Annotated in this window: 18 protein-coding genes; 14 read left to right on the top strand and 4 right to left on the bottom strand. The window is 64.6% G+C overall.

Features of this window, described 5'->3' with window-relative positions; genetic code table 11:
• The first annotated feature begins 5 nt into the window (after positions 1 to 5).
• From tssD to DB31_RS46305, 9 genes are all read left to right on the top strand, one after another.
• Positions 6 to 497, top strand: coding sequence for a type VI secretion system tube protein TssD (gene tssD / locus DB31_RS04635; protein ID WP_044182829.1), 492 nt, complete (start codon positions 6 to 8; stop codon positions 495 to 497).
• A gap of 60 nt (positions 498 to 557) precedes the next feature.
• Positions 558 to 953: a type VI secretion system baseplate subunit TssE gene (gene tssE / locus DB31_RS04630; RefSeq protein WP_044182826.1), complete on the top strand. Its 396-nt coding sequence runs from the start codon at positions 558 to 560 to the stop codon at positions 951 to 953.
• Between the two features lie 22 nt (positions 954 to 975).
• Positions 976 to 2718 carry a type VI secretion system baseplate subunit TssF gene (gene tssF, locus DB31_RS04625; RefSeq protein ID WP_044182822.1) on the top strand — a complete coding sequence of 581 codons (1743 nt, stop codon included), beginning with the start codon at positions 976 to 978 and terminating at the stop codon, positions 2716 to 2718.
• On the top strand, positions 2682 to 3725 hold the full coding sequence (gene tssG, locus DB31_RS04620) for a type VI secretion system baseplate subunit TssG (RefSeq protein ID WP_083968015.1): 1044 nt from the start codon (positions 2682 to 2684) through the stop codon (positions 3723 to 3725). Before tssF ends, tssG begins: the two co-directional genes overlap by 37 nt.
• Positions 3726 to 3775: 50 nt before the next feature.
• Positions 3776 to 4807 (top strand): hypothetical protein, encoded by a 1032-nt coding sequence (locus DB31_RS04615; protein ID WP_052419713.1) that lies wholly within the window; start codon positions 3776 to 3778, stop codon positions 4805 to 4807.
• A 25-nt stretch (positions 4808 to 4832) separates the two neighbouring features.
• A complete protein-coding gene (locus tag DB31_RS04610; RefSeq protein ID WP_240486564.1) occupies positions 4833 to 5552 on the top strand; it encodes an NAD(P)-dependent oxidoreductase in 720 nt (239 codons plus the stop codon).
• Positions 5553 to 5632: 80 nt separating this feature from the next.
• Complete coding sequence (locus tag DB31_RS04605; RefSeq protein WP_075305872.1) at positions 5633 to 7783, top strand: type VI secretion system Vgr family protein; 2151 nt, start codon at positions 5633 to 5635, stop codon at positions 7781 to 7783.
• A 28-nt stretch (positions 7784 to 7811) separates the two neighbouring features.
• The gene (locus DB31_RS04600) at positions 7812 to 9110 is read left to right on the top strand and encodes a hypothetical protein (RefSeq protein ID WP_044182819.1); all 1299 of its coding nucleotides are present in this window, start codon (positions 7812 to 7814) and stop codon (positions 9108 to 9110) included.
• Between the two features lie 17 nt (positions 9111 to 9127).
• Entirely contained in the window at positions 9128 to 13138 is a 4011-nt protein-coding gene (locus DB31_RS46305) for a DUF6531 domain-containing protein (RefSeq protein ID WP_169787007.1), read from the top strand.
• A 795-nt stretch (positions 13139 to 13933) separates the two neighbouring features.
• On the opposite strand, the gene DB31_RS04585 is transcribed toward DB31_RS46305, so the two are convergent.
• Genes DB31_RS04585 through DB31_RS04575 form a run of 3 tightly spaced genes read right to left on the bottom strand, consistent with a single transcriptional unit; the run spans position 13934 to position 18046 of the window.
• Positions 13934 to 15064: an ATP-binding response regulator gene (locus DB31_RS04585; RefSeq protein ID WP_044182811.1), complete on the bottom strand. Its 1131-nt coding sequence runs from the start codon at positions 15062 to 15064 to the stop codon at positions 13934 to 13936.
• A 4-nt stretch (positions 15065 to 15068) separates the two neighbouring features.
• Complete coding sequence (locus DB31_RS04580; protein ID WP_044182808.1) at positions 15069 to 15518, bottom strand: response regulator; 450 nt, start codon at positions 15516 to 15518, stop codon at positions 15069 to 15071.
• Between the two features lie 2 nt (positions 15519 to 15520).
• Positions 15521 to 18046 carry a PAS domain-containing protein gene (locus tag DB31_RS04575; protein WP_044182804.1) on the bottom strand — a complete coding sequence of 842 codons (2526 nt, stop codon included), beginning with the start codon at positions 18044 to 18046 and terminating at the stop codon, positions 15521 to 15523.
• A 297-nt stretch (positions 18047 to 18343) separates the two neighbouring features.
• Between DB31_RS04575 and DB31_RS04570 the strand changes: the two genes are divergently transcribed.
• From DB31_RS04570 to DB31_RS04555, 4 genes are all read left to right on the top strand, one after another.
• Positions 18344 to 18628, top strand: coding sequence for a DUF427 domain-containing protein (locus DB31_RS04570; RefSeq protein ID WP_044182801.1), 285 nt, complete (start codon positions 18344 to 18346; stop codon positions 18626 to 18628).
• The gene (locus DB31_RS04565) at positions 18628 to 20433 is read left to right on the top strand and encodes an acyl-CoA dehydrogenase (protein ID WP_044182798.1); all 1806 of its coding nucleotides are present in this window, start codon (positions 18628 to 18630) and stop codon (positions 20431 to 20433) included. Before DB31_RS04570 ends, DB31_RS04565 begins: the two co-directional genes overlap by 1 nt.
• Positions 20434 to 20454: 21 nt before the next feature.
• Entirely contained in the window at positions 20455 to 21264 is an 810-nt protein-coding gene (locus DB31_RS04560; protein ID WP_044182795.1) for a hypothetical protein, read from the top strand.
• A 277-nt stretch (positions 21265 to 21541) separates the two neighbouring features.
• The gene (locus DB31_RS04555; protein ID WP_240486525.1) at positions 21542 to 22246 is read left to right on the top strand and encodes a hypothetical protein; all 705 of its coding nucleotides are present in this window, start codon (positions 21542 to 21544) and stop codon (positions 22244 to 22246) included.
• A gap of 71 nt (positions 22247 to 22317) precedes the next feature.
• On the opposite strand, the gene DB31_RS04550 is transcribed toward DB31_RS04555, so the two are convergent.
• Positions 22318 to 24606, bottom strand: coding sequence for a M4 family metallopeptidase (locus DB31_RS04550; RefSeq protein WP_338034281.1), 2289 nt, complete (start codon positions 24604 to 24606; stop codon positions 22318 to 22320).
• 405 nt (positions 24607 to 25011) lie between these two features.
• Here DB31_RS04550 and DB31_RS04545 point away from each other — a divergent pair, with 405 nt between their 5' ends.
• Complete coding sequence (locus DB31_RS04545) at positions 25012 to 26079, top strand: DUF1615 family protein (protein WP_338034280.1); 1068 nt, start codon at positions 25012 to 25014, stop codon at positions 26077 to 26079.
• The last annotated feature ends 7 nt before the right edge of the window (positions 26080 to 26086 follow it).

The raw sequence follows: 26086 nt of genomic DNA, 5'->3' as shown, positions 1-26086 counted from the left end.
CAGAAATGGCCGAGACAGTACATCTCTACTTGAAGGCAAACGGCACGGAGATCAAGGGCGAGAGCACCCAGGTCAGCCTGGGCCGCGAAGGCTCCATCGAGTGCGTCTACTACGAGCAGGGCGTCATCACCGCGCGCGAGTCCGGCTCCGGCCTCGCCACGGGCCGGCGCCAGTACCAGCCGCTGCTCATCCGTAAGCGCATCGACAAGTCCACGCCGCTGCTGATGAAGGCGCTGTGCGAGAACCAGGTCATCGAGGCGACGTTCAAGTTCTTCCGCCCGAACCCGACCGGTGACGGCACGACGGAGCAGTTCTACACGACGACGTTCAAGCAGGGCCGCATCAACACCATCAAGCACGTGGTGCCGGACACCATCGTCCCGGCCACCTCGAAGGATCCGGCCCTCGAGGAGCTCACGTTCGTGTTCCACACCATCAGCTGGACGTACACCAACGGTGGCGTGACGCACGAGGATTCCTGGAGCCAGCAGCGCTAGCTCCCGCTTCAGGGGGGCGCCCGTTTCGGCATCGGGCGCTCCCCTGGAGGTTCCACACCCATGGCGACCCGCGGCCTCTTCTCCCGAATCAAGAGTGGCGATGTGCATACCTCGCGGCGGGGCGATCCCGTCGAGGAGGTCACCCAGCACCTGCGCGTGCTGTTCAACACCCGCAAGGGGGAGTCCGTGGCGGCGCCCGGCTTTGGCATCATGGACTTCAACGACATCATCCACACGTTCCCGTCCGCCATCGAGCGGATGCAGATGTCTCTGCGGCAGGCCATCCAGGAATACGAGCCGCGCCTGAAGAACGTCGCCGTCCTTCACGTTCCTGACGAGCTGGACCCCACCAGCCTCAAGTTCGAGGTCTCCGCACAACTGGTGCACCGGGGTTCCCGCCGGCCCATCCGCTTCTACACGCGGCTGGGGCGAAACAGCCAAATCGATCTGTGGTGAGCCAGCAGTCCGAGGGCATTTCATGTTCAGCAAGTACTTCTTGAGCGAGTTGGCCTACCTCCGGGAAATGGGGCGCGCGTTCGGCCTGGCCAACCCCGGCGTCGCGGGCATGCTCGTGGAGCGTGGCGCGGATCCCGACGTCGAGCGGCTGCTCGAGGGCTTCGCCTTCCTGACGGCGCGCATCCGCGAGCGCGTGGACGACGACGTGCCAGAGATGGTCCATGTCCTGACGGACCTGCTGCTGCCGCACTACCTGCGGCCCGTCCCCGCCTCCACCGTCATCGAGTTCACCCCGCAGGTGAAGGCGCTGCGCGGCCGGGCCACCATCCCCGCCGGGGTGGAGATTGGGGCACGCCCGCTCGATGGCACCTCGTGCGTCTTCCGCACCACCTCGGATGTGGAGCTGCTCCCGCTGACGCTGGAGGAGGCGCTGCTCGACAAGTCGTCTGTCACCTCCCCCGTGCTGCGGCTCTTCTTCCAGGCCCACGAGCAGATTTATCCGGAGATCTTCCGGGCCGAGGGGCTGCGGCTGTTCATCCACGCCGAGCTGGCCACCAGCGCCCTCATGCTCCTGTGGCTGCTGCGCTACTGCCGCGGCGTCCAGGTCAACAACGACTTCGGGAAGTCCGTCCAGCTCGGACCTCGGGCCATCCACCCGCTGGGGTTCGATCGGGATTTCCGCATGCTGCCCTGGCCTCGCTCCGCCGAGGGCTATCGGCAGCTCCAGGAGTACTTCACCCTGCCGGAGAAGTTCCTCTTCTTCGAGGTACGGGGGCTGGATGCCGCAAAGCACATCGCGAGCGACCGGTTCGAGCTGGCCTTCCAGTTCGAGCGCCCGCCCCCTTTGGAGGCGCGCGTGGGCCAGGAGATGTTCCGCCTCTACTGCACGCCTGCGGTCAACCTCTTCTCTGCCTCCGCGCACCCTCTGCGCCACAGTGTGCTGTCCCACGACCAGCTCCTGCGCGCCGAAGGCGTCGAGCCGAGGCACATGGAGATCTTCTCGGTGGACTCGGTCATCGGCCTGCAGGCCGGGGCCAACGAGCGGCGCACCTACCGCCCCTTCTTCGAGTTTGCCCACGCCGCGGGGCACGGCGTGGAGCCTGCCTTCTACCGCCTGCGCAGGGCGGCGTCGCCCATTGACGACGGCATCGACACGTATCTGTCGCTGGAGACGCCCCGGGACGTGATGCCCTCCATCGAGGAGGAGACGCTGTCCATCGAGCTCACGTGTACGCACCGCTCGCTCCCCACGCGGCTGCAGGTGGGGGATGTCCACCTGCCCACCATCACCTCTCCGACGAACGCGCGCTTCAAGAACATCTCCCCCGTGAGCCGGCCCGCGCGTGCGCCACTCGGCACGGAACTCCACTGGCGGCTGCTCTCTCACCTGGCGGTGAACCAGCAGACCCTCTCGGATGTGGAGGTGCTGCGCCGGCTGCTCGAGCTCTACAACTTCAAGGGGCTCACGGATGACCTGGCGGCGCGGGCCACCCGGCTGCGCATCAACGCCATCCGCTCCGTCGAGGTCCGAGCGGGGACGCGCTTCCTCGAGGGCAGCCCGCTGCGCGGCAACCGCGTCACGGCGGCGCTCGATGAGACGAGCTTTCTAGGAGCCGGGGACGCGTTCCTCTTCGGCTGCATCCTCGACGAGCTGTTCGCCTCGAACGTGACCGTCAATTCCTTCAATGAGCTGGGCATCCGGCTCCAGCCTTCACACATGGAGTACACGTGGCCACCGCGGAACGGCTCCCAGTTGACCTTGTAGAGGCGTCGGAGATCATCCTCCGGGCGCCTCGTCGGCCAGGGTTCTTCCCGCTGGTGGCGTTCCTCGAGCGCCTCACCTCGGACGCAGCTCGCGTAGGCGAGCTGGGGCCGGTGAACGAGGAGCGCATCCGCTTCCGGCATGATCCGTCGCTCGGTTTCTCTTCGAGCGATGTCAGTGCGGTCGTGCTCCGGCAGGTGCCCGTTCGTCAGGACGATGAGTTCAGCCGGCGGCCCCTGTTCGAGGTCTCGACGACCTTCTTGGGACTCACAGGCTCTGCCTCGCCTCTGCCGCTCTTCATGGCTGAGGAGGTGGCCCAGGAGGATCCGGATGACGCGACACAGCGGGAGTTCCTGGACCTGTTTCATCACCGGCTCCTGTCACTCCTGTATCGCATCGAATCGCGATACCGCGTTACCCGCGAGCTGACGGCGAGCTGCACCGATCAGTGGTCCCGCCGCCTCCTGGCTCTGTCGGGCTTCGACACGTACGAGCGAACCTGGCCTGGGATTCTGCCGCCTTGGCGGCTCTTGCGGATCGCCTCCCTGTTGGTCAGCCGCATCCGCACAGCCGAAAAGCTGGAGATTGCCTTGCAGGAGGTGCTCTCCGAGGAACTAGAGGGTGCACGTGTCACCGTCCGGCAGTTCGTGGGCCGCTGGGTAGACATCGACGCTCGCGCGCAGCTGGGCGTGGTCAACAACCTGCTCGGGCGCAACATGCTGCTAGGCGGCAGGGCATTCGACCGCATGGGGCGCTTCCAGGTGGAAATCGGCCCGCTCTCCCCGCGAGCCTGGCGCCGCCTCATGGCGGACGGGGACTTGTACCCGCTCGCGCGCGAGATCGTCTCGCTCTTCGTCCGGGATCCGCTCGAATACACCTTCGAGCTCATCCTCGCCGAGAGCCTCTCCCATACCTTCAGCCTCACTACCGGCTGGGCCTCGAAGCTCGGCCGGGACACGTGGCTGGGCACGAATCGCCAGAACCGGCTGTCCGTTCCGGGGGCTGCATGATCACTCGACGCCCGCCGACTGGATCCCCCCTCTCCAGACTTGAGACCCTCATGAACACGAAGCCAATCCTTGTCATCGCAGGACTTTGCAGCCTCTTCGCCGCCTGCTCGACGCGGCCTCAGCCCAAGCTGTGCATCGCCGAGGCCGCGATGTCCGATCGCATCGTGCCCACCCCGGACGACTGGTTCGCCCTGCTGTTGCATGGGTTCAGCCGCGAGCAGGGTGTTGCTCCCTCTCCCACCGTGGACTGCTCGGGAGTACCCGTCATGTGGCGGGAGCCCGAGGCGGCGGAGTGCCGCGAGTCCGGCCCGGAGCCCAAGGCGCTCCCGCCTCCGGGACGGCTCACCGAGGAGGATCTCGTGCTGGAAACCGTGCGCGCCGACCTCCGGTTGGTCTGGGTCGTCGCACGCCGGTTCGACAATGGAGAGGGACTGGGGCCTGTCGGGCTGGTCGAGCGGACCTCGCAAGGCTTTGTCGTCCGTGCGCTGGGAAGCTTGCGCGCCTACCCGCGCCAGTCGCGCCTGCGCCTGGAGCAGGCCGGGGACATCACCGTGCTGGTGGCGGAGGGGGATGTCTGCACGGATGAGGGTCCGCCCGTTTGCCGCCGCATGGCGCGCGTGCTGCCGCTGCGCCAGGGCCGCTTCTTCGCCGAGGCCGTGTCGAGCAGCGAGGATGGATCCTGCCTGGGCCCTGCGTGGTTCCCCTTGAGCCGAGAGGAAACGCTCACGCTGCCCAACGGCCTGCAGCGCAAGGTCGAGTTCACCTCGACGTTGGCCGTGAAGCCCGAGGGCATCGTGCTCGACGAGCAGGTGGTGATGCACAACCTGGATCCTCAAGAGCCCTCGCTGCCGCCGCTGCTGTACCGGCGCGCGCAGGCCCAGCGCGTGCTTGCAGTGAAGAATGCCCGGCTGGTGGGGACGATCCCCTCGCTGTGGGTGAAGCTGATGGAGCCGGAGCTACTGGCGGGCGCGAAGCTCTGGACGCCTGCCTCCTCTCCAACCCCCCTGGAGGCACCGCTCCAGCCGAAGCCGATGGGCGTGCCCCCTGTTCCTGCCGCGCAGACAGCGGAAGTCCGGCCGTAGTCCCCATGAACAAGGAGTGTTCACCATGGACAAGCCAGACGACATGTTTACCGTCTCCGTCATTGGACTCGGGAACACGGTTGCCTACGGACCGACCCGTGAACAGAAAGCCGAGGAGTTGCCAGTCCCATTGCTCGTCTTTGGAGCCTCGGGGCGAACGGGGCGCCACGTGGTCAATCAGGCCTTGTCCGCGGGGCATACCGTCACAGCCTTCGTACGGGACCGAAGAGCACTGCCGGCGAGGCATCCCAAACTCCATGTCATCGAAGGCGATGTGCTGAATCCAGACGCGGTGGATGCGGCCATGCTAGGGCAAAGAGCCGTGCTCTCCGCGCTCGGGTTCCCAGGGCGCAAGGGGGCTGAAGCGCTGCTCAAAGCCACGGAAAACATCGTGGCTGCGATGCAGAAGTACCGGGTCTATCGGCTCATCTGCCTGGCTCCTCCGCCGAAAAAGGAAGGCTGGGTTCGCCGAGGGCTGTTGGGCAGATTGCTCGCCCCGTTCCTTGGAACGCCCGGCGTCAATGCCTGGGAGCAGCAGTTGGACTCCATCCGCGGGTTGCCCCTGGAGTGGGTGCTCGTCCGGCCCACGTGGCTGACGGATGAGCCTGCCCGCGGAAACTACGAAGTCTCCGTCGGCTGGGCCGAAGTTCCCGAAGGCATCTCCCGGGCCGACGTCGCTGCATTCATGCTCGAGCAAGTCCAAGGCCGCCGCTACGTCCGCCTCTCTCCTGTCCTTGGTGGCTGAGCGCTTCCAAGCCCACGCCCGTCCCGTTCACTGACTCTATCCGCTGCACCCACGCTTCGCCTTTGCAGAGGACCCTTCCTATGGACGCAAGATCTACCACCACCGGCAATCTCTTGTTGTTTCAATTCGCCATCTCCGGGTGCCCTGAGAAGCTGCTCGTGATCCGGTTCTCTGGTCATGAGTCCATCTCCAGCCAGTTCGAGCTCCAGCTCGAGGTTGCTTGCGAGGACCCCGCGATCGACTTTGCGAGCGTGATGGGCAAGCCTGCCTTGCTCAGCCTGATGAGTGAGGGGCAACCGCGGTTCATCCATGGAATCGTGAGCCGCTTCGAGCAGGTCAACAACCTGCCGCGGAACGCGATCTACCAGGTCACCGTGGTTCCTCAGGTGTGGAAACTCAAGCACCGCCATGACAACCGCATCTTCCAGGACGAGACCACCGAGCAGATCATCACAAAAGTACTCAAGAAGGCGGGCATCCCGAGCGATTGCTTCAAATTTGCACTGACCGGTTCCTACGAGCCCCGCAACTACTGTGTGCAATATCGGGAGTCGGACTGGGCATTCATCAGCCGGTTACTGGAAGAGGACGGCATCTTCTACTTCTTTGAGCACTCGGCGGCGAAACACGTCCTGGTCATGGGCGACAGCGCGGCTGCGTGCAAGCCCATCCCTGCCGGCAAGCGGGGGGAGACCGTGCCGTTCCGGCGCGTCTCGGGAACTGTCATCACGGAGGACCACGTCCAACGGTTCCGCTTCAGCGAGGAGATCCAGCCTGGCCAGGTGATGCTCCGGGACTTCAATTTCAAGAAGCCCACGCTGTCCACCGAGGGCAAGTTCCAGGCCGAGAAGGACCCAGATCTCATGGTGTACGACTACCCTGGCGAGTACCAGTTGCCAGGGCGGGGATCTACCGCCAAGGGCGAGACGATTGCCCAAATCCGGCTCGAGGAGTGGCAGACGGTCCGCAAGACAGGGTTCGGCGAGAGCGACTGCGAGCGCCTCACGCCAGGCTTCATGTTCACCCTGGCGGATCACACGCGCGGCGACTTCAACACCCGATATCTCATCACCAGCGTGGGGCATCAAGGCTATCAGCCCCAGGTGTTGGACGAGGAATCCGGCGGAGGCGACTTCAGCTACTCCAACCACTTCTCCTGCATCGTGGCGAAGACACCCTACCGGCCTCTTCGAGTGACACCGAAACCCATCGTCCGGGGGGTGCAGACCGCCGTCGTGGTCGGTCCAAAGAACGAGGAGATTCACACGGATGAGCACGGCCGCGTCAAAGTCCAGTTCCACTGGGATCGCGAGGGGAAGAAGGACGAGAACAGCTCGTGCTGGATCCGCGTGAGCCACGCCTGGGCGGGTCAGCATTGGGGGGCCATCTACATTCCGCGAATCGGTCACGAGGTCATTGTCGACTTCATCGAGGGAGATCCGGACCGACCGATCATCACCGGGCGCGTGTACAACGGTGACAATCCTCCGCCATACAAGCTCCCCGACCAGAAGACCAAGAGCACGCTCAAATCGAACAGTTCCAAGGGCGGAGATGGCTACAACGAAATCCGCTTCGAGGACCGCAAGAAGTCCGAGCAGCTCTTCGTGCACGCCGAGCGCAACATGGACGTGCACGTCAAAAACGACTCGCTTGAGAACATCCTCCATGACCGGCATCAGACCATCGGTTCCGAGAGCAAGAACGGCAAGGTCGGCGACCAGAACGAGATGGTCTACCGGGACAAAAACCTGAAGGTCCACCGCAATAGCCAGGACCATATCGGAGGAGACTGGAAGCTTCTGGTGGGCGGCATTGATGGGCCTGGCAATGCAGACGTCGTTGTCAAAGCCAGCCGCACGGAAAAAGTGGGCGCAGACAGCCATCTGACGGTAGTGGGCAACCGCAACGAAAAAATAGACGGAACTTGGTCCATCACGTTGGGAGCGGACCTTCAAGTGAAGGCTACCGGGATTCATGCCCTGCAGGCAGATAGCGAGATCCACCTGAAGTCGGACAAGATCGTCCTCGAGGCGGACACAGGGCTCACGCTGAAGGTAGGGGGCAATTTCATCACGATTGATGCAACCGGTGTATCCGTGACCGGAATGATGGTGAACCTCAACAGCGGGGGGGCGGCGCTGGACGGGAGTGGCGCCAAGCCCACCGCGCCATCTGAGCCGGCCGAGGCCATGCCCACGGCACCTACCCCCGCAGACAGCGGTCAATAACCGCGTGGGAAAGCCCTCGGAGCCCCCCATGAGCAAGAAGAACGCAGTCATGAAACGACTGGAACTGCTTCATGACCAATGGACAGAGTTCGCCCAGATACCTGATGCACGCCTGCTGCGTTGGGTGGTGGAATCGAGCGAAGTGCGGATGGTGGAAGCCTTTCTGGCGGCGGAGAGTGACGAGCGCACGGGCGAGATCCCAGACCTCTTCCTGCGCTTCGATATTCCCTTCCTGAACCCAGCCAAGTACGGGGATGAACTGCGCGAGGCCCTGCTCTCCATGGAGCAAGAGAGCCGAGTTGGGCTAGCGGAGGCAGGCTTGCCTGCGAATTGGCAGTGTCCAACGCTCTCAGGAGGGCAGTCGGACGCGGACACTTTTCTCATGGTATGCGCATCGTTGCGAGAGCACTACGCAAGCTTGTGCGAACACCTCGTCGCCGTACTAATACCGAAGTACGTCGCGGATGACGGTGCTTGGCTGAAGTGGCTGCGCCAGACCGTCGAAAACGCCCAGGCCACTCACGTTCGCATCGTGGTGCTCGATGACGCCCGGACTCTCGCGCTGGAGCCCCTGGCCCAAGCCCTTCCGGAGAGGGTCGTCACCCAGGTGGCACGGCTGGAGATGGGAAGAGCCCTGGAGGAACTCTCGAAGGAGGCAGGTCAGCTGAATACGCCTGGAGGGCAGTTCAGGGATCTCTTCGTCCGCATGAGCCATGCCGCGTCGAAGGGAGATACCGCGAAGACAGAGCGGCTGGGCGCCCAGGCCGTGGAGCTGGCGCACTCACAAGGCTGGCACCCGCTGGTGGTGACAGCTCACTTCGTCATGGGCAGTGCACTCCTCGCAACCCAAAAGCCCCAGGAAGCGCTGAGCCGTTATCAACAAGCCGAGACGGCAGCGGCCGCTGCTGAGGAACAGGGAAATCCTCAAGGAGCAACGCTGCGGCTCAAGTCGCGCATGGCACAAGGAGCCGCGCTGGTGGCAACCGAGCAGTACACACAAGCCGCCACGCTCTACCAGGGCACGGCCTCTCTGGCTCATGAGCTCAAGGATCCGCCCATGGAACTCGAGTGCTGGCGAATGGCGAGCTGGTGCCGGGAAATGGCCCGAGAGCCGGACCAAGCTTGGGCTCTCAGCCAGCGTGCTTGGGAGGTTGGTAGCTCCATGAATGATGAAGCGCGCGCCAGCTCGACACTCCCCTACGTAGGTGAGGCGCTGCTGAGACTCGGTCGCGGCCGCCCTGGCGAGCACGAACTGGAATCCTCCATCGCCTCCGTACTTGGCGAGGATTGGCGGCCAAAGAACACCAAGGGAGGTCAGGCCTCATGATGCCAGCGACAAAGCACATGGATCCCATCCTGGGAGTGGATATTCACCTCATCATTACCCCTCCTGGGCCAGTGATACCGATTCCCCATCCACACATCGGGATGGTGTTCGATCCATTCGATTACATCCCCGTCATCGGTTCCACGGTGAACGTGAACTTCCTGCCGCGGGCCCAGGCTGGCACGGGAGGCGTCGAACTCCCACCACACTTCCCCATCGGAGGCGTCTTCGCTAAGCCGCCCGCCAATGAGAATGAGACTTTCATGGGCAGCGCCACGGTGGCGGTAGATGGGGATGCCTTCACCAATATGACGCTGCCGGTCCTCAGCTGCCAGGACATTGGCATGCCCTCTCCCCCGAGAAAGCGTGGCCCGGCTGCGAAAACACTCCTGCTGCCCTCTTCCATCGTCCTCTCCATCCCCGCCGGACCGCCTGTCCGCGTGGGGGGACCGCCAACCATCTCTCTGATGGGAATGCTGACGCAGTTCGCGTTGGGAGCACTTCTCAAAGGGCTCAAAAAGCTGCGCAAACTACAAAAAGCCAGCCGCAAGATGAAAAAGCTGTCAGATCGTATCCACAAGGCGGCCGACAAGCTGATGGACAAGCTTAAGTTGAGCAAACGCGCGCGCGACTGGATCCATAAGCGCATTTGCAACTTCACGGGACATCCCGTGGATGTCGCCACGGGTAGAACGGTCACCGAGGCTTTGGACTGGGAGATTCCAGGGCCGCTCCCTCTCAAATTCGAACGCAATTACTCTTCAAGTCTCTCCTGGAGAGATTCCACGCTGGGATACGGATGGAGCCACTCTCTTGACATGGCCGTCTGGGAAGAAGATGCACAGGTCGTCTACCGCTCCGAAGATGGGCGCGAGATCGAGTTCCCTGCCACAGGCGCTCCACGAGGGAGAATGCCTGTAGGCACTGAAATCCATGACCCTATCAATCGCTTAACCTTGAGACGCCTGAGTGAGTCGCGTTGGTCCATTGAGACGCATGACGGGTTGGTACACGACTTCCGTCAGTTGGTACCTCAAGGGCGATATCACGTGGTGAGATCACAAAATCGCCAGGGCGACTTCATCACTTACAAGTACGACGAGCATGGGTGCTTAGAGTGGCTCACAGACTCTGTAGATCGGCGCGTGCGTTTTGAGCACGATAATAACCACCGGCTTACAAAAGTATGGCTGCCGCATCCTACCCAACCGGGGTTGGTCCTTCACAACCATTACCACTATTCCGACGCAGGTGACTTGCTCGAGGCCTCTGACGCGCTCGGCAATCACTTTCGCTACACATACAGCAACCACTTACTGACCCGAGAAACAGATCGTTCAGGCTTGAGCTTTCACTTTGAGTACGATGGAAAAACCGCAGAGGCCTGGTGCATCCGAACCTGGGGCGATGGGGGGATATACGACCACAGCCTTGCGTATGACAAGACACATGAGATCACGCTCGTCACGAACTCCCTTGGCCACACAACCACCTATCATTGTAGGCAAGGACTCGTTGTCAGAGAGATTGATCCCCTAGGCGGGGAATGGAAACACGAGTACGACCAATTCTTGCGCCAAACTCTCGCGGTCAATCCTCATGGTCATGAGACTCACTTTGAGTACGACTCCCGCGGCAACCGCGTCAAAATCCACTTACCTGATGACTCATCATTCACTCTTTCATACGACTCAAGAAACCTATTAACTGGAGCTATTGATACGACGGGTGGCGTATGGAACTGGAGGCATGATCTCCGTGGAAACCTCATAGCAAGGACGAATCCACAAGGGGCACTCTACGAGTATCACTACTCCGGGGGGTTGCTCGCGCTCGTCACTGGTCCGGAGGGACAATGCGCAGCTTTCGAGTACGACAGTTACAAAAATCTCACCTGTATTACCGCACCCGATGGCACCAAGACGGTCTACAAGTATGATCGTCTTGGACGTATTATCAATGCGCGCGATCCATCAGGAGCCGAGCAACTTATTGGGTACGATGCTCTTGGGCGGCAAACCCGCATCGCAGAGACCAATGGCACCATCTATGATCTGAAATACAACCCGGAGGGCTACCTTCTGGAGATTGCCGATCCTCATGAGACCGTACATCTGGGGTATGTCGGTTTCCACAAGCTTGCCTCCGTTGAGCAATCGGGGAGGCGCATCCGCTACGAGTACGACACCGAAGACAACTTGGTCGCGGTGGTGAACGAACACGGAGAACGGCTCGTGTTCGAACTCGACCCTCGAGGCTTGGTTTCCCGCGAGATCGGTTTTGATGGGGCCATTCGCACCTATTCATACGACCTCGCGGGCCGCCTCGCACGCGAGCAACTCCCCAGCGGGCGCTCAAGTACGTATGAGTATGACCCTATGGGGCGCCCCACCCATGTAAGATACTCCGACAACTCTTTCCGTAGATTCAAATACAGGCCCGACGGTGTTATCAGCGCCGCACAGAACGAGCACGTCAACATCTCCTTTCAACACGATGCTCTCGGACGCCTGATCGAAGAGAGGAGCGGGGAGTCGTGGATTAAAGCGCGCTATGACACCATGGGCGAACGCGTTGAACTGAGCAGTTCACATGGAGCCAAGCAACTCATCAAGCGCAGCGTGTTAGGAGATGTCGCGTCCTTCCACTACGGTAGCCGAGAACGCTCTTGGGAGGTGGCTTTCAGCCGGGATCCAGCAGGTCTTGAGCTAGGGAGAAATCTCCCTTGCAACGTCATGGTCAGATGGGCTCGGGGAGCGCTCGGCGAGCCCCTTGAGCAACGAACCCATGGAAGCCAGGGTCTACTCGAACAACGGTCTTTCGCTTGGCGGAGCGACTCCACCCTCAACCATATTGACGACTTGGCCCGTGGCACGACACGCTTCGAGTACGACCTGCATGGCCGCCTTGCGAGTGCTCATTACCCAGACGGACAGACCCGCCACAGTACTACTGGGACTGCTCGCAATCCCCCGGAGGGAGCCTGTTTCAATCTTCCCGGCGGACAGTTTTCAAGTGGCCACGGAGTTCAGTGTACTTATGATGCCGATGGCAATCTCATCAGGAAGTCTGTCCCCGGCGGCATGGCCTGGCAATACAGCTGGGATGACGCTGGCACCTTGAGAGAAGCAAAACGCTCCGATGGGCTACGTGTCCACTTCACCTACGATCCATTCGGAAGGCGCATCAGCAAGCGTTGCTTCGTAAAGACAGTCAGCGGGCCCGAGAAGTCATCATCATCGACCCACTGGGTATGGGATCAGGATGCCGTCCTGCATGAGATATCGAGCAACTCTGGAATCACAACCTGGCTCTTTGAGCCGGAAAGCTTTGCGCTCCTCGGCAAAGAAGACTCCTCGGGCCGATATTGGGCCGTAACGGATCAACTTGGCTCGCCAACGGAACTCTATGATGAATCTGGGAGCCTAGCTTGGCGGTCTCATCTAGACATCCTCGGGGTTGCCAGTACAGAGACCTATCGAACGACTTGTCCCTGGAGGTGGCCAGGCCAGTATGAGGATGGTGAGACTGGCCTCTATTATAACTATCACCGCTACTACGACCCTTCCATCGGCCGATACATCAGCCAGGATCCGATCAGGATTGAAGGTGGGTTAGACCTTTACGCGTACGTTTCGGATCCGCTCTGTTGGATGGACCCGCTGGGGTTGATGGGCATCATCAACAGAGGCGGGGCTTTTAGGGTCCTTGACGCCCTGAAGAAGTCAGGCGAGGTGGGACACCACATGCCGCAGAACAGATTCCTCGAACAGATCAAGCTTTCCCGGGGCAAAGGTCCCGCTCTGGGAATGACCGACGCAGATCACGCGCTCACCCGGACGTTCGCGGGCAAAGGGAAAGCCACCATGAGGATTGACAAAGACCTGCTCTTCAGGGAGCGCTTGTATAAAGACATTCGTGATGTCAGAAAGCTCTTCGGCGGAAAATACAATAAGGGCCTACGCGAGATGCTTGACTACGCCAAGACGCTCCCCGAGTATCACATCCGGCGGAAGAAGGACTGCTAGAGTGCACGGGGATAATGATATGAACTTTTCTCTCAAATGGGGGCCGCCCCTAGCCATTCCCGGTTGGATCGGTGTCCTTGGCTCAAAAGATTCTGCGCATTGTTTTGGCGGACAATCCTGGGCAATTGAGGGGGCGTTCTCTGGGCCGGCGCGGCCTTCTATACTCCTCACCCTCGATCTAAAGAGAGCGCCCTACCTTTTCCCTTTCATTCCAAGAGACACTGCGCATCTGCCGTTGATAACTTTCTTGAACTGCGCTTCACACCTGCCAGTACAAGAATATGTGTTCGACAGTCGATCAAGGCGGATCCATTGGGCTCAGGGGGATTGTTCAGTTGACGAGTTGCTCCCTATTGAAGACCGTCTTCCAGACCCCTTGCCTGAACGACCGATCGAACTCAGGCCGATGAAAGAGCAAGAGATCCCTGAGACTGAGGATCGCTATTGGTCCGCATGTGATGAGTTCTTAGGCGGCGAAGGATTTCTCAGGATTGCAGGATCTCCGCTCTGGGTAGGAACCCCTGTATCGCCGATTTGCACATGCGGTAGAAACCTTTCTTACGCAGCTAGTCTCGGCTACGAGGGAATGGAAGGGAAGTCTGGCCTCCTCGGTGACGATCAGCCGCTTTTCGCTGGAGAGGTGGCTTTCTATTTTTTCGTCTGCGGTGAATGTCGCCGCGTACGTGTACTGTCTCAGCCAACCTGAAGTGGCGCAGGCTGTCTACCACTTGCCTATGACAGAGAGCGGCGTACCAATACAGCGGCTGTCTGCAGCAAGAATCAGCAGGCTCATGCCTACAAGGGCGCAATCGTCGAATGGCGCGGCAGGTTCATCCAGAAGCGGGTGCCATCCGCCTCAGTAGACGTCACCCGCAGCGTGCCCCCGTGGGCGCGCGCGATCTCGTGGGTGATGTAGAGCCCCAGCCCCAGCCCCGGGCGCGCCGCGTTGCGTGTGCCTTCGACGCCTCGCACGAACGGATCGAAGATGTGGGGCAGCCGCTCCGCGGGGATGGGCAGGCCCAAGTTGTGCACCTGCACGCAGATCCCTTCTCCCTCGTCGTGCGCGGACACCGACACCACCGTGTCCTCGGGCGAGTACTGCACCGCATTGCCCACCAAGTTCGACGCCGCCTGGGCGATCCGGTCCGCGTCCCAGTCTCCCCAGCCGTTCCCGCTGAGGCTCAGCTCGAAGCGACGCTGCGGATGCGCGACCTCCAGTTCCTCCACCACCTGCCGGAGCACGTCGTGCACGTTCATCCGCGCCCGGCTCACCGGATAGCCGCCGCCGAGCCGTGCCCGCGTGAAGTCCAGCAGGTCGTTGATCATCCGCGCCATCCGGTCCGACGAGATGGAGATGCGGTTGACCGCCTTGCGCTGGGGCTCCGTCAGCCCTCCGTAGCGCAGCAGCAGGCCCGCGTTGCCGGAGATGGCATTCAGCGGATTGCGCAGGTCGTGCCCGAGGACGGCCAGGAACTGCTCACGGAAGATCGCCGTCTGCTTTTGTGCCTCCTCGCGCTTGAGCCCCTCCTCGGCCCGCTTGCGCTCGATCGCGTAGCGCAGCGCCCGCACCAACAGAGGGCCCGTCACCTGCCCCTTCACCAGGTAGTCCTGCGCGCCCTGGTGCACCGCCTGCACCGCGAGCTGCTCGTCGTCCGTGCCCGTCAGCACCACCAGGGGCACCGCCGGCGCCTCCTGGAGCAACCGCGAGATGTTGCCCAGCCCGTGCCCGTCCGGCAGCGACAGGTCCAACAGCACCGCGTCCAGCTTCGCCTCGCGCACCACCCGCTCCGCTTGAGAGAGGCGCATCACGTGCAACACCTCGAAGCGCACCGAGGGCACCTCGCGCAGTTCCTCCTGAATGAGCCGCGCGTCCGCCGGGTTGTCCTCCACCAGCAACAGTCTCAGAACCTGTTCCACAAGAGCCATGCGCTCACGCCTTCGGAGGCAGCCGGACCACCGACAGCCAGAAATCGTCGATTGACCGGACCACCGAGATGAACTGCTCCAGGTCCACCGGCTTGGTGATGTAGCAATTGGCGTGCAGATCGTACGTCCGAAGGATGTCCTCCTCCGCCTTCGACGTCGTCAGAACCACCACGGGGATGCGCCGCAGCGTCCCATCGTCCTTGATCTCCGCCAGCACTTCCCGCCCGTCCTTCTTCGGCAGGTTCAGGTCCAACAGAATCAGGTCCGGACGGGTTGCTCCCGCAAAGGTCCCCTCGCGGCGCAGGAAGGCCAGCGCCTCCACCCCATCCTTCACCACCGAGAGGTTATTGCGCACCTTGCCCTCCTTGAGGGCTTCGATGGTCAACCGGACATCGCCCGGATTGTCCTCAACCAGGAGGATCTCCACCGGCCTGCCGTGCTCTTCGAAGTTCATGCCTATGAAGCCTTGGAGGCCGAGGCCTCGGTAGGTACCGCTGGCAATGTGAACCAGAACGTGGAGCCCTCACCCGGCCGAGATTCCACGCCAATCCGTCCTCCGTGACGCTCGACGATCTTCTTGCAGATCGCCAGCCCAATCCCCGTGCCCGGGTACTCCTCCCGCCCGTGCAACCGCTGGAAGATGATGAAGATGCGCTCGAAGTACTGCGCGTCGATCCCCAGCCCGTTGTCCTTCACCGTGAAGCGCCACCCATCGCGCCCGTGCGCCTCCGCCGCCACCTCCACCCGCGGTGGCGCCTTGCCATGGAACTTCAGTGCGTTCGCCACCAGGTTCTGGAACAGCTGGATGAGCTGCGTCTCGTCCCCCAGCACGGCTGGCAGCTCGCCGACCCTCACCTCCCCACCCACCTCCTCCATCACCTTCCGCAGGTTCTCCACCGCCCGCTGCACCACCGGCCCGACGGCGCATGGCTTGAACTCCCGCCCTCGCGTCCCCACACGCGAGTAGGCGAGCAGGTCCTGGATGAGCCGCTGCATCCGGTTCACCCCGTCCACCGCGTAGCCAATGAACTCGTCTGCGTCCGCGTCCAGCTTTCCCCGGTAGCGCCGCGCCAGCAGTTGCGTGTAGCTGGCCACCATCCGCAGCGGCTCCTGCAGGTCATGCGAGGCCACGTAGGCAAATTGCTGCAGCTCCTCATTGGAGCGCGACAGTTCCTCGGCATGCCGGCGCAAGTCCCTCTCGGCCCTGCGGCGCTCCACCCCCTGGTTGATGATCTCCACCACCGCGGCGAGCGTGTCCGCCACCTCGCGGGAGATGGGCTCGGTGCCAAATACCGCGAACACCCCCACGAGCTGCTCAGCCAGCACCACGGGATAGCCTGCCAGCGACCGCAACCCCTCCCGGAGCGCCCAGTCCCGATCCGCAGCCTCCGGTTCACGCCACAGGTCGTTCGTCATGTGCGGCCTGCGCTCGTGGGCAATGCGCCCGAGCCGATGCTCCCCCAAGGGGATGCGCGCATGCTCCCCCTCCAGGTCCGTGGAGCGCCCCGCGCTGGCTACCAGCCGCAGTTCCGGGGCGTCCCGCTCCAACAGCCACACACGCGCCAGCGCGACATCCAGGTGCCTCACCACCGCCTCACAGGCCGCCTGGAGGAGCTGTGCCTTGCTTCCCTGCCCTGCGAGGGCCTCGCTCACGTCCGCGCGCAGCGCCTCGTGGCGCCGGGCACTTTGCTCGGCCTGAAGGCTGCGGGCCGCTGCCTCCGCCTCGCGCTGCGCGGTCAGGTCCGTGGTGATGCCCACCCACTCGCGCACGCTCCCGTTCTCGTTCCGGACAGGCACCGCGCGCGCCCCTGTGATGCTGTAGCTCCCATCCGGACGGCGCAGCCGGTACTCCACCTCGTAGGCCCCTTGCCGCTCCACCGCCTCTCGCCACGCGCGCGCCGCCTTCTCGCGATCCTCTGGGTGGACCGCGTCGAGCCAGCCCAAGCCATTCCACTCCTCGTAGCTCTGGCCGGTGAAGGCTCGCCAGGAGGGCGAGTCCTCCTGCACCACTCCCTCTGGGCTCGTCACCCACACAGCCTGGGCCGTGGCGGTGACGAGGGAGCGAAAGCGCTCCTCCGCGTGCAGCGCATCGCGGTACAGCCTCGCGGTGTCCACCGCCAGGGCGGCCCGAGTGGCCAGTTGCTCGGCCAATGTGAAGTCCTCGCGGGTGAAGCGCCGGCGAGACTCGGCATTCACCATCGAGAGCGCCCCCAGCGTGCGCCCGCGGGCCGTGAGCGGTACGACCATGGCCGAGCGCAGCCCCAGCTCCCGTGCGATGCGCAGGTGCTCGGCGTCCCGTGCCCCCGCCACCAGCAGTTCGTCCGGGATGTCTGGGAGAAACTCGCCCTTGCCGGTGCGGATGACCTCGAGCACGCCGTGCGCATCTTCCGGGCGCGGCGGGTAGCGCTGGCGCAGTTCCTTGGCGTAGCGCACCTTGGCCGGATCCACGTGGGCCACCCCTACCTGCCGCGTGGAGGCATCCGCGTTGACGATCTCGACGCCACACCAGTCCGCCAAGCGCGGCACCACCAGCCGGGTGAGGGCCTCGAGCGTGGCCTCATAGTCCAGCGAAGAGGAGGCCAGCAGCGACCCCGCCTCGGCCAGGAAGATCATGGAGTCCGCGGCGCGCTTCTGGTCGTCAATGTCCGTGCAGGTACCGAACCATTTGATGATGTTCCCCTGCGCATCCCGCAGAGGCTGGGCCCGGCCCAGGAACCAGCGGTAGACGCCGTCATGGCGGCGGCAGCGGTACTCCGTCTCATAGGGCTCACCCGTGCGCAGCGAGTGGTGCCACCGCCGCAGCGCCTCCGGCATGTCGTCCGGGTGGAAGGGCCCCTGCCACCCCTCGCCCTGCGACTGCGTGGAAGTGGTCCCCGTGTACTCGTACCAGCGCTGGTTGTAGTAGTCGTGGAAACCATCTGGGCGGGTGGTCCACACGAGCTGGGGAATGCTCTCCGCCAGCAGCCGGAAGGCGTCGCTCATGAGGCCGCCCGCCGGCCCCTGGCCCTCAAAACCGGGGGTGCTCGCGGTGTCTGGCAACGGGGGGATGTCCATCAGGCGCCAGACGCTAACAGTCAGGCTGCCCTGGACCCTTTCAACTGAGGACACCCTTTCCGCCACCCGACAATTGACCGCAAGTCCTAGTGCCCCCTGGGCGAGCATCCCACCAGGCGCCAGCTACCCGCACTGTCCGTGCGAGTCCCTCCCAGCTTGGCAAGCAGGTAGGTTCTCCTGGCACTCCTCGGGCCACTGGAGCAGAACTGTCTCCGGAGGTGACCCATGGCCAAGGCTATCTGGAAGAACGCCGTGCTCGCCGAGAGCGACCGGTATGAAGTTGTGGAGGGCAACGTCTACTTCCCTCCCGAGGCGCTCAAGCGCGAGCGCTTCCAGCCGAGCAGCACGCATACCACCTGCGCCTGGAAGGGCGAGGCCAGCTACTACGACGTGGTGGTGGACGGACAAGTCAACAAGGACGCCGCCTGGTACTACCCCGAGCCCAAGGACGCGGCTCGCAACATCCGCGGCTACGTGGCCTTCTGGAAGGGCGTGCAGGTCGAACGCTAATGCCCTCCTCCTCCCCCAATCCGCTCCTCTCCGATCGCGACGCAGCTTTCCAGCTCTACGAGGTGCTCGACGCCTCGGGGCTCTGCGCCCTCCCCGCCTTCTCCGAGCACTCGCGTGAGACGTTCGAGTTGCTCCTGGACAACATCCGCCGCTTCGCCCGCGAGGTGGTCTTCCCCTCGTACCGGCTGATGGACGCCGAGCCGCCCACCTTCCGCGACGGCCGCGTCCACGTCCACCCGCTCATGCGCCGGCTCTACCCGGGCCTGGTGGAGCTCGGGCTGCTGACCGCCACGCGTCCTCACGAGGTGGGTGGCGCGCAGCTGCCCTTCACCGTCGCCTCCGTGGCCTCGGTGTACCTCATGGCCGCCAACCTCAGCGTCTACGGCTATGCCGGCCTCACCATGGGCGCGGCGCACCTGCTGGAGGCGTTCGGCTCGCCCTGGCTGCGCGAGGAGTTCATGGCCCGCCTGTACCGGGGCGAGTGGACGGGCACCATGGCCCTCACCGAGCCGCAGGCCGGCAGCAGCCTCGCGGACGTGAAGACGCGCGCCACCCCCGTGGGGGACGGCACCTACCGCATCTCCGGCTCGAAGATCTTCATCAGCGGCGCGGACCAGGACTTCACCGAGAACGTGGTGCACCTCACCCTGGCGCGCATCGACGGCGCGCCTCCGGGCACCCGGGGCATCTCCCTGTTCGCCGTGCCCACACGCCGGCCCGAGGGCGGCCGCCTCGTGGACAATGACGTCCAGGTGGCGGGCGTCATCCACAAGATCGGCTGGAAGGGCCTGCCCAGCTGCGTGCTCAACTACGGCGAGGCGGGAGACTGCCGAGGCTGGCTGGTGGGGCAGGAGAACCGGGGCCTGGCCCACATGTTCCAGATGATGAACGAGGCGCGCATCATGGTGGGCCTCAATGGCGTCTCCACCGCCTCCGTGGCCTACCACGAGGCCCTTGCTTACGCGCGCAACCGTCCGCAGGGCCGGTCCGTGGCTGCCAAGGATGCCTCCCAGCCTCAGGCTCCCATCATCGAGCACGCGGATGTGCGGCGGATGCTGCTGCGCCAGAAGGCCATCGTGGAGGGCGGGCTGTCTCTGCTGCTCATGGCCTCGTGGCAGTCGGACCTGGCGTCGCATGCTCCCGACGAGGAGGTGCGGCGGCGCGCGGGGCTGCTGCTGGATCTGCTCACGCCGGTGGCCAAGACGTTCCCCGCGGAGAAGGGCTACGAGGCCAACGCGCTCGCGCTTCAGGTGCACGGCGGCTACGGCTACTCCAGCGAGTACCTGCCGGAGGCCTGGCTGCGGGACCAGAAGCTCAACAGCATCCACGAGGGCACCACCGGCATCCAGGGCTTGGACCTGCTGGGCCGCAAGGTGGTGGCGGCGGGCGGCGAGGCGCTGCGCATCTTCGCCGAGGAGGTCGCCGCCACGGTGGCCCGGGCTCGCAAGGCCGGCGTGGAGGAGCGCTGGTGCGCGGCCATGGAGCGCACGATGGACACGGTGGGCGAGCTGACGCTGACCCTGGGCTCCATGGGCATGGCGGGTGAGGTGGAGCAGATGCTGCGCCACAGCGCGGACTACCTGGAGCTGTTCTCCATCGTCGCCGTGGCATGGCGGTGGCTGGCGCAGGCCGCGGCGGCGCGCGAGGGGCTTGCTCGGGGAGCCGAGGACCGGGACTTCTACGAGGGCAAGCTGTGCGCCGCGCAGTACTGGTTCGCGGCGGAGGTGCCCCGCGTGCCGCACCTCGCGGAGCTCTGCCGGACGGCCGAGGACTCCTACACCCGGATGCATGCGGAGTGGTTCTGAGTTGTTGATAGAGGAAGAGCTGTGACTGTCTCCTTTCACCTGTGCCAACCCGGCCGAGGCGCCTCCTGCGGCGCCTGCTGCGGGCTGTACAACTTCCGGGACCACTCGCGCGCGGCGCTCACCCAGCGGCTTGCCGAGCAGACGGCCCAGCTGAGGGACGTACCCAAGGAGATGGAGGCCTGGCGTGCGGCGGCCAAGGAGTTCGTGGAGTCTCGCAACGAGCCTCCCTTGTTCCCCGCCGTCCGCGTCTGCCCCCTGCTGGGTTTCATCGATGCCGAGCAGCGCCAGGTGGGCTGCCTGGGCCACCCTAAGGTCACCGGCGGGGTAGATCTGCGCGACTGCGGCGTCTACCGCGCCTCCATCTGCGAGACGTTCACCTGCCCCTCGTTCGGCTGGCTCGAGGATGCCCAGGCGCGGCTCGTCCAGGCGGCGTGCCCGGACTGGTACCTCTACGGCCTCGTCATCACCGACGTGGAGTTCGTTCGGGGCTGCCTGCGCCTCATCGAGCGCGAGCTGGGAGGCCCGGCCCGGCCCGAGACGATGATGGCCCGGCCCGCGGCGCTGGAGGCCGTGCGCCGACTCTTCGCGCTGAAGGAGACCGCAGCGGACCGCAGCCCCTACGCGCCCATCTTCGGCCGCTTCACCCCGGACACCGTGGGAGAGCCCGTCTCCCGGATGATCAACTACGCGAAGCTGGGCGTCAGGGCCGCGCCCGAGGACGATGTGGTGCTGTGCCTCGGGTACGACCCGGCGGACGCCTCCGTGCTCACCGCCGCCCGCGAGCGGGTGCGCATCCACATCCGGGCGGTGGCTCGCGCGCTCATGGACTGACGGCGGGTGTCCACTTCCTCACGCCCCGAGGGAAATACCTTCGCCACGAGCGGTGGGAAACTCCTCCCCCTGGCTTCCCGACGTCACGCGTCCTCCTCCTTCCCTCGCAGCCTGCCCACCTGACTTCGCCGCCTCGCAGTGTCTCCTGCTGAAAGTCCCCGCCTCTCGCCCTGGGAACCCGGCCCGGGCGCACCGTTTGCAGTGGGAGCAGGACGGAACCTGTTTTCCCACATCGGGGAGGCCAATGATGGGGCGTCGTTGGGCGTGGATGGGAGTCATGGGGGCGTGCGCACTGCTGTCGGGATGCCGGGAGCGCGAGCGCCATGAGCAGACAGCACCGGTCGCCGCAAGGGCTCCTGCCCCCACGCGGCCAAGCGAGGGCGCTTCACCCGAGCGAATCAGCCCGGCGCCCACGGTAGGCACCGAGGCCCCGCAGGCCACGGCTCCAGGCGTCATCCCGGGGGCCGCTCCCGGTCCGGTCCAGGCCGAGGCCCGCACCGGCACGAGCGCCCGGACGAACACCGCCGCTCCAGCCACAACCGCTCCGGCAACGGCCACGGCCTCTCCAGCGCCCAGCACGGCAAGCTCGACGGGCGCCCCGTCCGGAACCGCGCAGGCGGCGCCCGAGGGCCGGGTGATGATCGGCTTCGAGGCCGTCCAGGCGCGTGAGGATGAGTCCTGGTACGAGGGCGCGGCCAAGGCAGCGCGCGCGTTCGGGCAGAACGACTCGGTGCCGCTGGACCGGGTGGTCATCGCCACCGGCACGGTGGACGGCCGCGTCACCCGCGTGGGCAAGAGCACGCTCCACCTGAAGGACACCGAGGGCAACGTGTACGAGCTGCGCATCGACAAGCGCAGCCGCGGGGTGCGCGCGGGCCAGAGCGTGCCGCTGCGTCAGCTCGAGGAGGGCACCTCGGTGCGCGCCTCCTTTGATCTCGTCGGAGACGACAGCATCGCGCGCGACATCGAAGTGCGCCGCTGAGGGCCTGAAAAAAGACAACGCCCGGGAGCACGAGGCCCCCGGGCGTGTCATTTCAACTCAACGGTGAGGGACTAGTAGGTGCCCTTCATCGTCACGCCGGTGTACGCGCTGTAGCCGCGCGAGCAGGCGTAGTACTGGACGCTCGCGGTGCCCGCGGCGAACGAGCACGACTCGTTGTTGCCGCTCAGGTACGGGCGGCAGTCGTAGGTGGTGGTCGTCGGAGCCGAGCCCTTGCGCACGTACAGGTCCGCATCACCCGTGCCGCCCGCCTGGGCGAAGACCACCGACTTGCCCGCGGGGACGGTCAGCGTCCAGCAGGTCTGCGAGCTCGCCGCGCCGGAGTAGGCCGCCGTGGCCACGCCGTTGGTCAGCGTGTCGCCCGGAGGCGTCGTGCCGCCGGAGTAGGTGCCCTTCAGGCTGGCGCCCGAGAAGTCGCTGTACGCATTCACCTTCACGTACCAGGTGCCCGCCGCCGGGTTGGTGAAGTTGCACGTCTCGGCGTTGCCAGAGGTGTACGGACGGCAGTCGTAGACGCTGGTCGTCGGCGCGGTGCCGAACTTCACGTACATGTCGCCGTCACCCGTGCCGCCGCTGAGGGCGAACGACAGGCTGGTCTGGCCCGAGGGCACAGTCAGCGTGTAGGTGCAGGAGAAATTGCCCGCAGTCGCACCGACGTTGGTCGCCGCCACGCCGTTGCTCAGCACGATGGTGCTGGTGCAGCTCGGAGGAGGCGTCGTGCCACCGCCCACGCCCACAGCCTGCCACGCGGCCGTCACGGAGGCCTTCTCCGCAGTGTAGCCCAGCGCGTCGGCGGCCTGCTCCGTGTACGTCTTGGCCTGGTTGAAGGTCGTCGAGGCCGTCATCAGGTCCTTGTTCGCCTTGTAGAAGATGGCGCCGGCCTTCTGCACGCCGATGCCCGTCACGCTGACAGTCGTCTTGCCGCGCGGGTGCGTACCGCCCTTGGAGAGCAGGGCGAAGGCCAGGTTGGAGATACCGGAGCTGTAGTGCACGTCCACGCTGCCGGCGCTGCTGGTCCACAGATCCTTGGAAGCCCCGTCCTTGGCCGGGTCATCCATGTAGCGGAGCGCGTCGTTCGGAGTGCCCGGGGTCCAGATGTCCTCGCCGACCATCCAGATGTCCGCGGTGGTGGGCCACGTGCCGCCGTTCGTGGTGGAAGCCTCCCAGCTCTCGCAGTAGGCGCCGAAGATGTCGGACATCGACTCGTTCAGACCACCGGACTCGCCCGAGTAGGTGAGGTTGGACTCGTACTCCGTCACGGCGTGCGTCAGCTCGTGCGTGGTGACGTCCGCGTCCAGGCCCAGCATGGTGGAGTCCGTGCCGTTGCCGTCGCCGTACACCATCTGGCTGCTGTTCCAGTAGGCGTTCACGTAGTTGGAGCTGTAGTGCACCGTGCTCTTCAGCTGCGCGCCCGAGCCGTTGTACGAGTCGCGGCCGAAGTTGACCGAGTAGCACTCGTAGGTCTTGCCCAACCGCGTGTAGTTCTGGTCCACGTGGGTGTCATTCGCGGCCGCACCACCCTCGGAGCGCTTGAGCGTGCCCGGCAGCGAGGTGCCGTTGTTGGCGCTGTACACCGCGCGGTTCAGGGCCGTGTACACCTTCGGCGCGCGCAGGGCGACGGTGCCGTTGTTGGCGTTCACGTACACCAGGTCCTCGACGGGGATGCCGTCCAGGCGCGCGCCGGTCACGCGAACCTCGTGCGCCAGCACCAGGTTCTCGTTGGTGTCGCGCACGTAGACCAGACGCTCGGCCTTGGCGGACTTGTTCAGGCCCTCGGTGGAGTCGCTCGCGGCGACCGCGGCGGCCTCCGCGCTGACCTTCGCCTTGACCAGCTTCAGCTGGGTGACAGCGCCCTGGTCGTCACGGGCATCGCCGTTGGCGGCGTACACGTTGCCGGCCTTGTCCACGTGGAGGATCAGCTCGCCGTTGATGACGGGCAGGCCGTTCTTCGTCTGGGCGAGGCGGATGTGCTGGTGGCCCATCTCGTCCTGCGAGACGCGCTTGACCACGAGGTCATCGGCGCGCAGGCGGAACACCGGGGCGATCTGGCTCAGCGCCGTCTGCACCGCGGCCTTCGCGTCCACCACCGCCAGGCCTACCGCAGACCCGTTGGAGGTACCGAGCTGCCCCTTGATCATGAAGGGCACAGCGTCCTTCTCATGAACACCCAGCACCGTCGCGCTGGGCAGCGAGCCCAGGGCCTGCTGGATGTCCGAGCCGTCCTTGGCGGACAGCGTCATCACGTCATCGGCATCCACCTGCTGCTGCTCAGTGGTGTCACACGCGGTGAAGGCGAGACCCAGCCACGCCGCACAGAACGTCTTCACAAGTGTCTTGCTCAAACGGACTACCTCCTCGGGGGAAAAGCCCGGGATTCGTGACATGCGGGTAAACATCAGAGCAACTTCTTTTTTTCGGAAGTACGTTCTCACAATTTGAGCCACAATTAGAAAAATAACGTATTAGTCGGTTCTCACTGTGTATACCGGTTTAGGTTTTCCGGAATTCTTCAACACTCTCGGAGTGTTAGAAGAAGGGCCTGCAGTGCGAGTCGAAAACCCTTTCCCCTAACATGGCGTGAAACAGAGTGTTTTCCGACCCGCCCACCCGGACAGTGGAGAATGAAATTTCCATCAGTATCAAAGGGGGTGTTTCTTGCAGTGGGCGCACTGCTGGTGTTTGCGAGCTGCGGGACGAGGGGTCTGAGGGGCTCGGAACCCCCTGCGCCGCTCCCGCCGAAGCTCAGCGTGGCGCAGGTGGCGAAGCTGCTGCCGCCGCAGGTGTCCGAGCGCGAGGGGTGGGCCCAGGACGTGGTGGTGGCGCTGGAGGCGCGGCGAGTGCACCCGTGGGCCGAGCCCGTGTGCGAGGTGCTCGCCGTCATTGAGCAGGAGTCCGGCTTCCAGGCCAACCCGGTGGTGAAGGAGCTGCCGCGCATCGTCCGCAAGCGGCTGGATGTCTACGCGGGGAAGCTGGGCGTGGTGGGGCGCAAGGCGCTGGAGGCGCTGCTGCAGCACCGCGCCCCGGGCCAGTCGCAGACGTTTGAAGCGCGCCTCAAGGCGGTGCGGACGGAGGCGGATCTGGATCGGTTCTTCCGCGAGCTGCTGAAGGCCTACGAGGAGCAGTACCCGGCGGTGTACACGGCGGCGGATCTCGCCAGCGAGCTGGTGAATTCGCAGAGCCTGGAGGAGCTCAACCCCATCACCACCGCAGGCTCCATGCAGGTGAGCGTGCGCTTCGCGCGGGAGCAGAACGACGAGGACCGGCCCGAAGCCGAGGTTCGTGAGGAGCTCTACACGCGCGCCGGGGGCGTGCGCTACGGCACGGCGCGGCTGCTGGGGTACGAGGCCGGCTACAGCCAGCCGCTCTACCGCTTCGCGGACTACAACTCGGGGCTCTACTCCTCGCGCAACGCGGCGCTGCAGGCTCAGGTGAGCGAGCTGATGCGGCTGCCGCTAGCGCGGGATGGGGACCTGCTCCTTTATGACAAGGAGGGAGAGCCCAAGGACGAGGACAGCCGCACCCTCGCGGCGCTGTTGGCCTTCCGGGCTCGCCACGCGCCCGAGCTGAGCGAGCGCCAGGTGCGCCGCGATGCGCGGAAGGAGAAGCAACGGGACTTCGAGGAGACGGACACGTGGCGCGCGGTGAAGGCCCGCTATCAGAAGGTGACGGGCAAGCGTCCCGAGTACGCGCAGCTGCCCGAGGTCACCCTCCACAGCCCCAAGCTGAGCCGGGAGCGCACCACGGCGTGGTTCGCGCGCTCGGTGGATCAGCGCTTCCAGCGGTGCATGGCCCGCTACCGCGCGCAAGCGCAGTAGCGGACCT

Source organism: Hyalangium minutum, from assembly GCF_000737315.1.
Taxonomy (GTDB): domain Bacteria; phylum Myxococcota; class Myxococcia; order Myxococcales; family Myxococcaceae; genus Hyalangium; species Hyalangium minutum.
This window is presented reverse-complemented; position numbering and strand designations above follow the sequence as displayed.

What these genes read in the sequence shown, in the direction of transcription:
- DB31_RS04580 (WP_044182808.1), bottom strand. Translation starts at nt 15,518, where the DNA reads ATGAACTTCGAAGAGCACGGCAGGCCGGTGGAGATCCTCCTGGTTGAG.
- DB31_RS04600 (WP_044182819.1), top strand. Translation starts at nt 7,812, where the DNA reads ATGAGCAAGAAGAACGCAGTCATGAAACGACTGGAACTGCTTCATGAC.
- DB31_RS04570 (WP_044182801.1), top strand. Translation starts at nt 18,344, where the DNA reads ATGGCCAAGGCTATCTGGAAGAACGCCGTGCTCGCCGAGAGCGACCGG.
- DB31_RS04565 (WP_044182798.1), top strand. Translation starts at nt 18,628, where the DNA reads ATGCCCTCCTCCTCCCCCAATCCGCTCCTCTCCGATCGCGACGCAGCT.
- DB31_RS04615 (WP_052419713.1), top strand. Translation starts at nt 3,776, where the DNA reads ATGAACACGAAGCCAATCCTTGTCATCGCAGGACTTTGCAGCCTCTTC.
- DB31_RS04585 (WP_044182811.1), bottom strand. Translation starts at nt 15,064, where the DNA reads ATGGCTCTTGTGGAACAGGTTCTGAGACTGTTGCTGGTGGAGGACAAC.
- tssE (WP_044182826.1), top strand. Translation starts at nt 558, where the DNA reads ATGGCGACCCGCGGCCTCTTCTCCCGAATCAAGAGTGGCGATGTGCAT.
- DB31_RS04605 (WP_075305872.1), top strand. Translation starts at nt 5,633, where the DNA reads ATGGACGCAAGATCTACCACCACCGGCAATCTCTTGTTGTTTCAATTC.
- DB31_RS46305 (WP_169787007.1), top strand. Translation starts at nt 9,128, where the DNA reads ATGGATCCCATCCTGGGAGTGGATATTCACCTCATCATTACCCCTCCT.
- DB31_RS04610 (WP_240486564.1), top strand. Translation starts at nt 4,833, where the DNA reads ATGGACAAGCCAGACGACATGTTTACCGTCTCCGTCATTGGACTCGGG.
- DB31_RS04555 (WP_240486525.1), top strand. Translation starts at nt 21,542, where the DNA reads ATGGGGGCGTGCGCACTGCTGTCGGGATGCCGGGAGCGCGAGCGCCAT.
- DB31_RS04575 (WP_044182804.1), bottom strand. Translation starts at nt 18,046, where the DNA reads ATGAGCGACGCCTTCCGGCTGCTGGCGGAGAGCATTCCCCAGCTCGTG.
- tssD (WP_044182829.1), top strand. Translation starts at nt 6, where the DNA reads ATGGCCGAGACAGTACATCTCTACTTGAAGGCAAACGGCACGGAGATC.
- tssF (WP_044182822.1), top strand. Translation starts at nt 976, where the DNA reads ATGTTCAGCAAGTACTTCTTGAGCGAGTTGGCCTACCTCCGGGAAATG.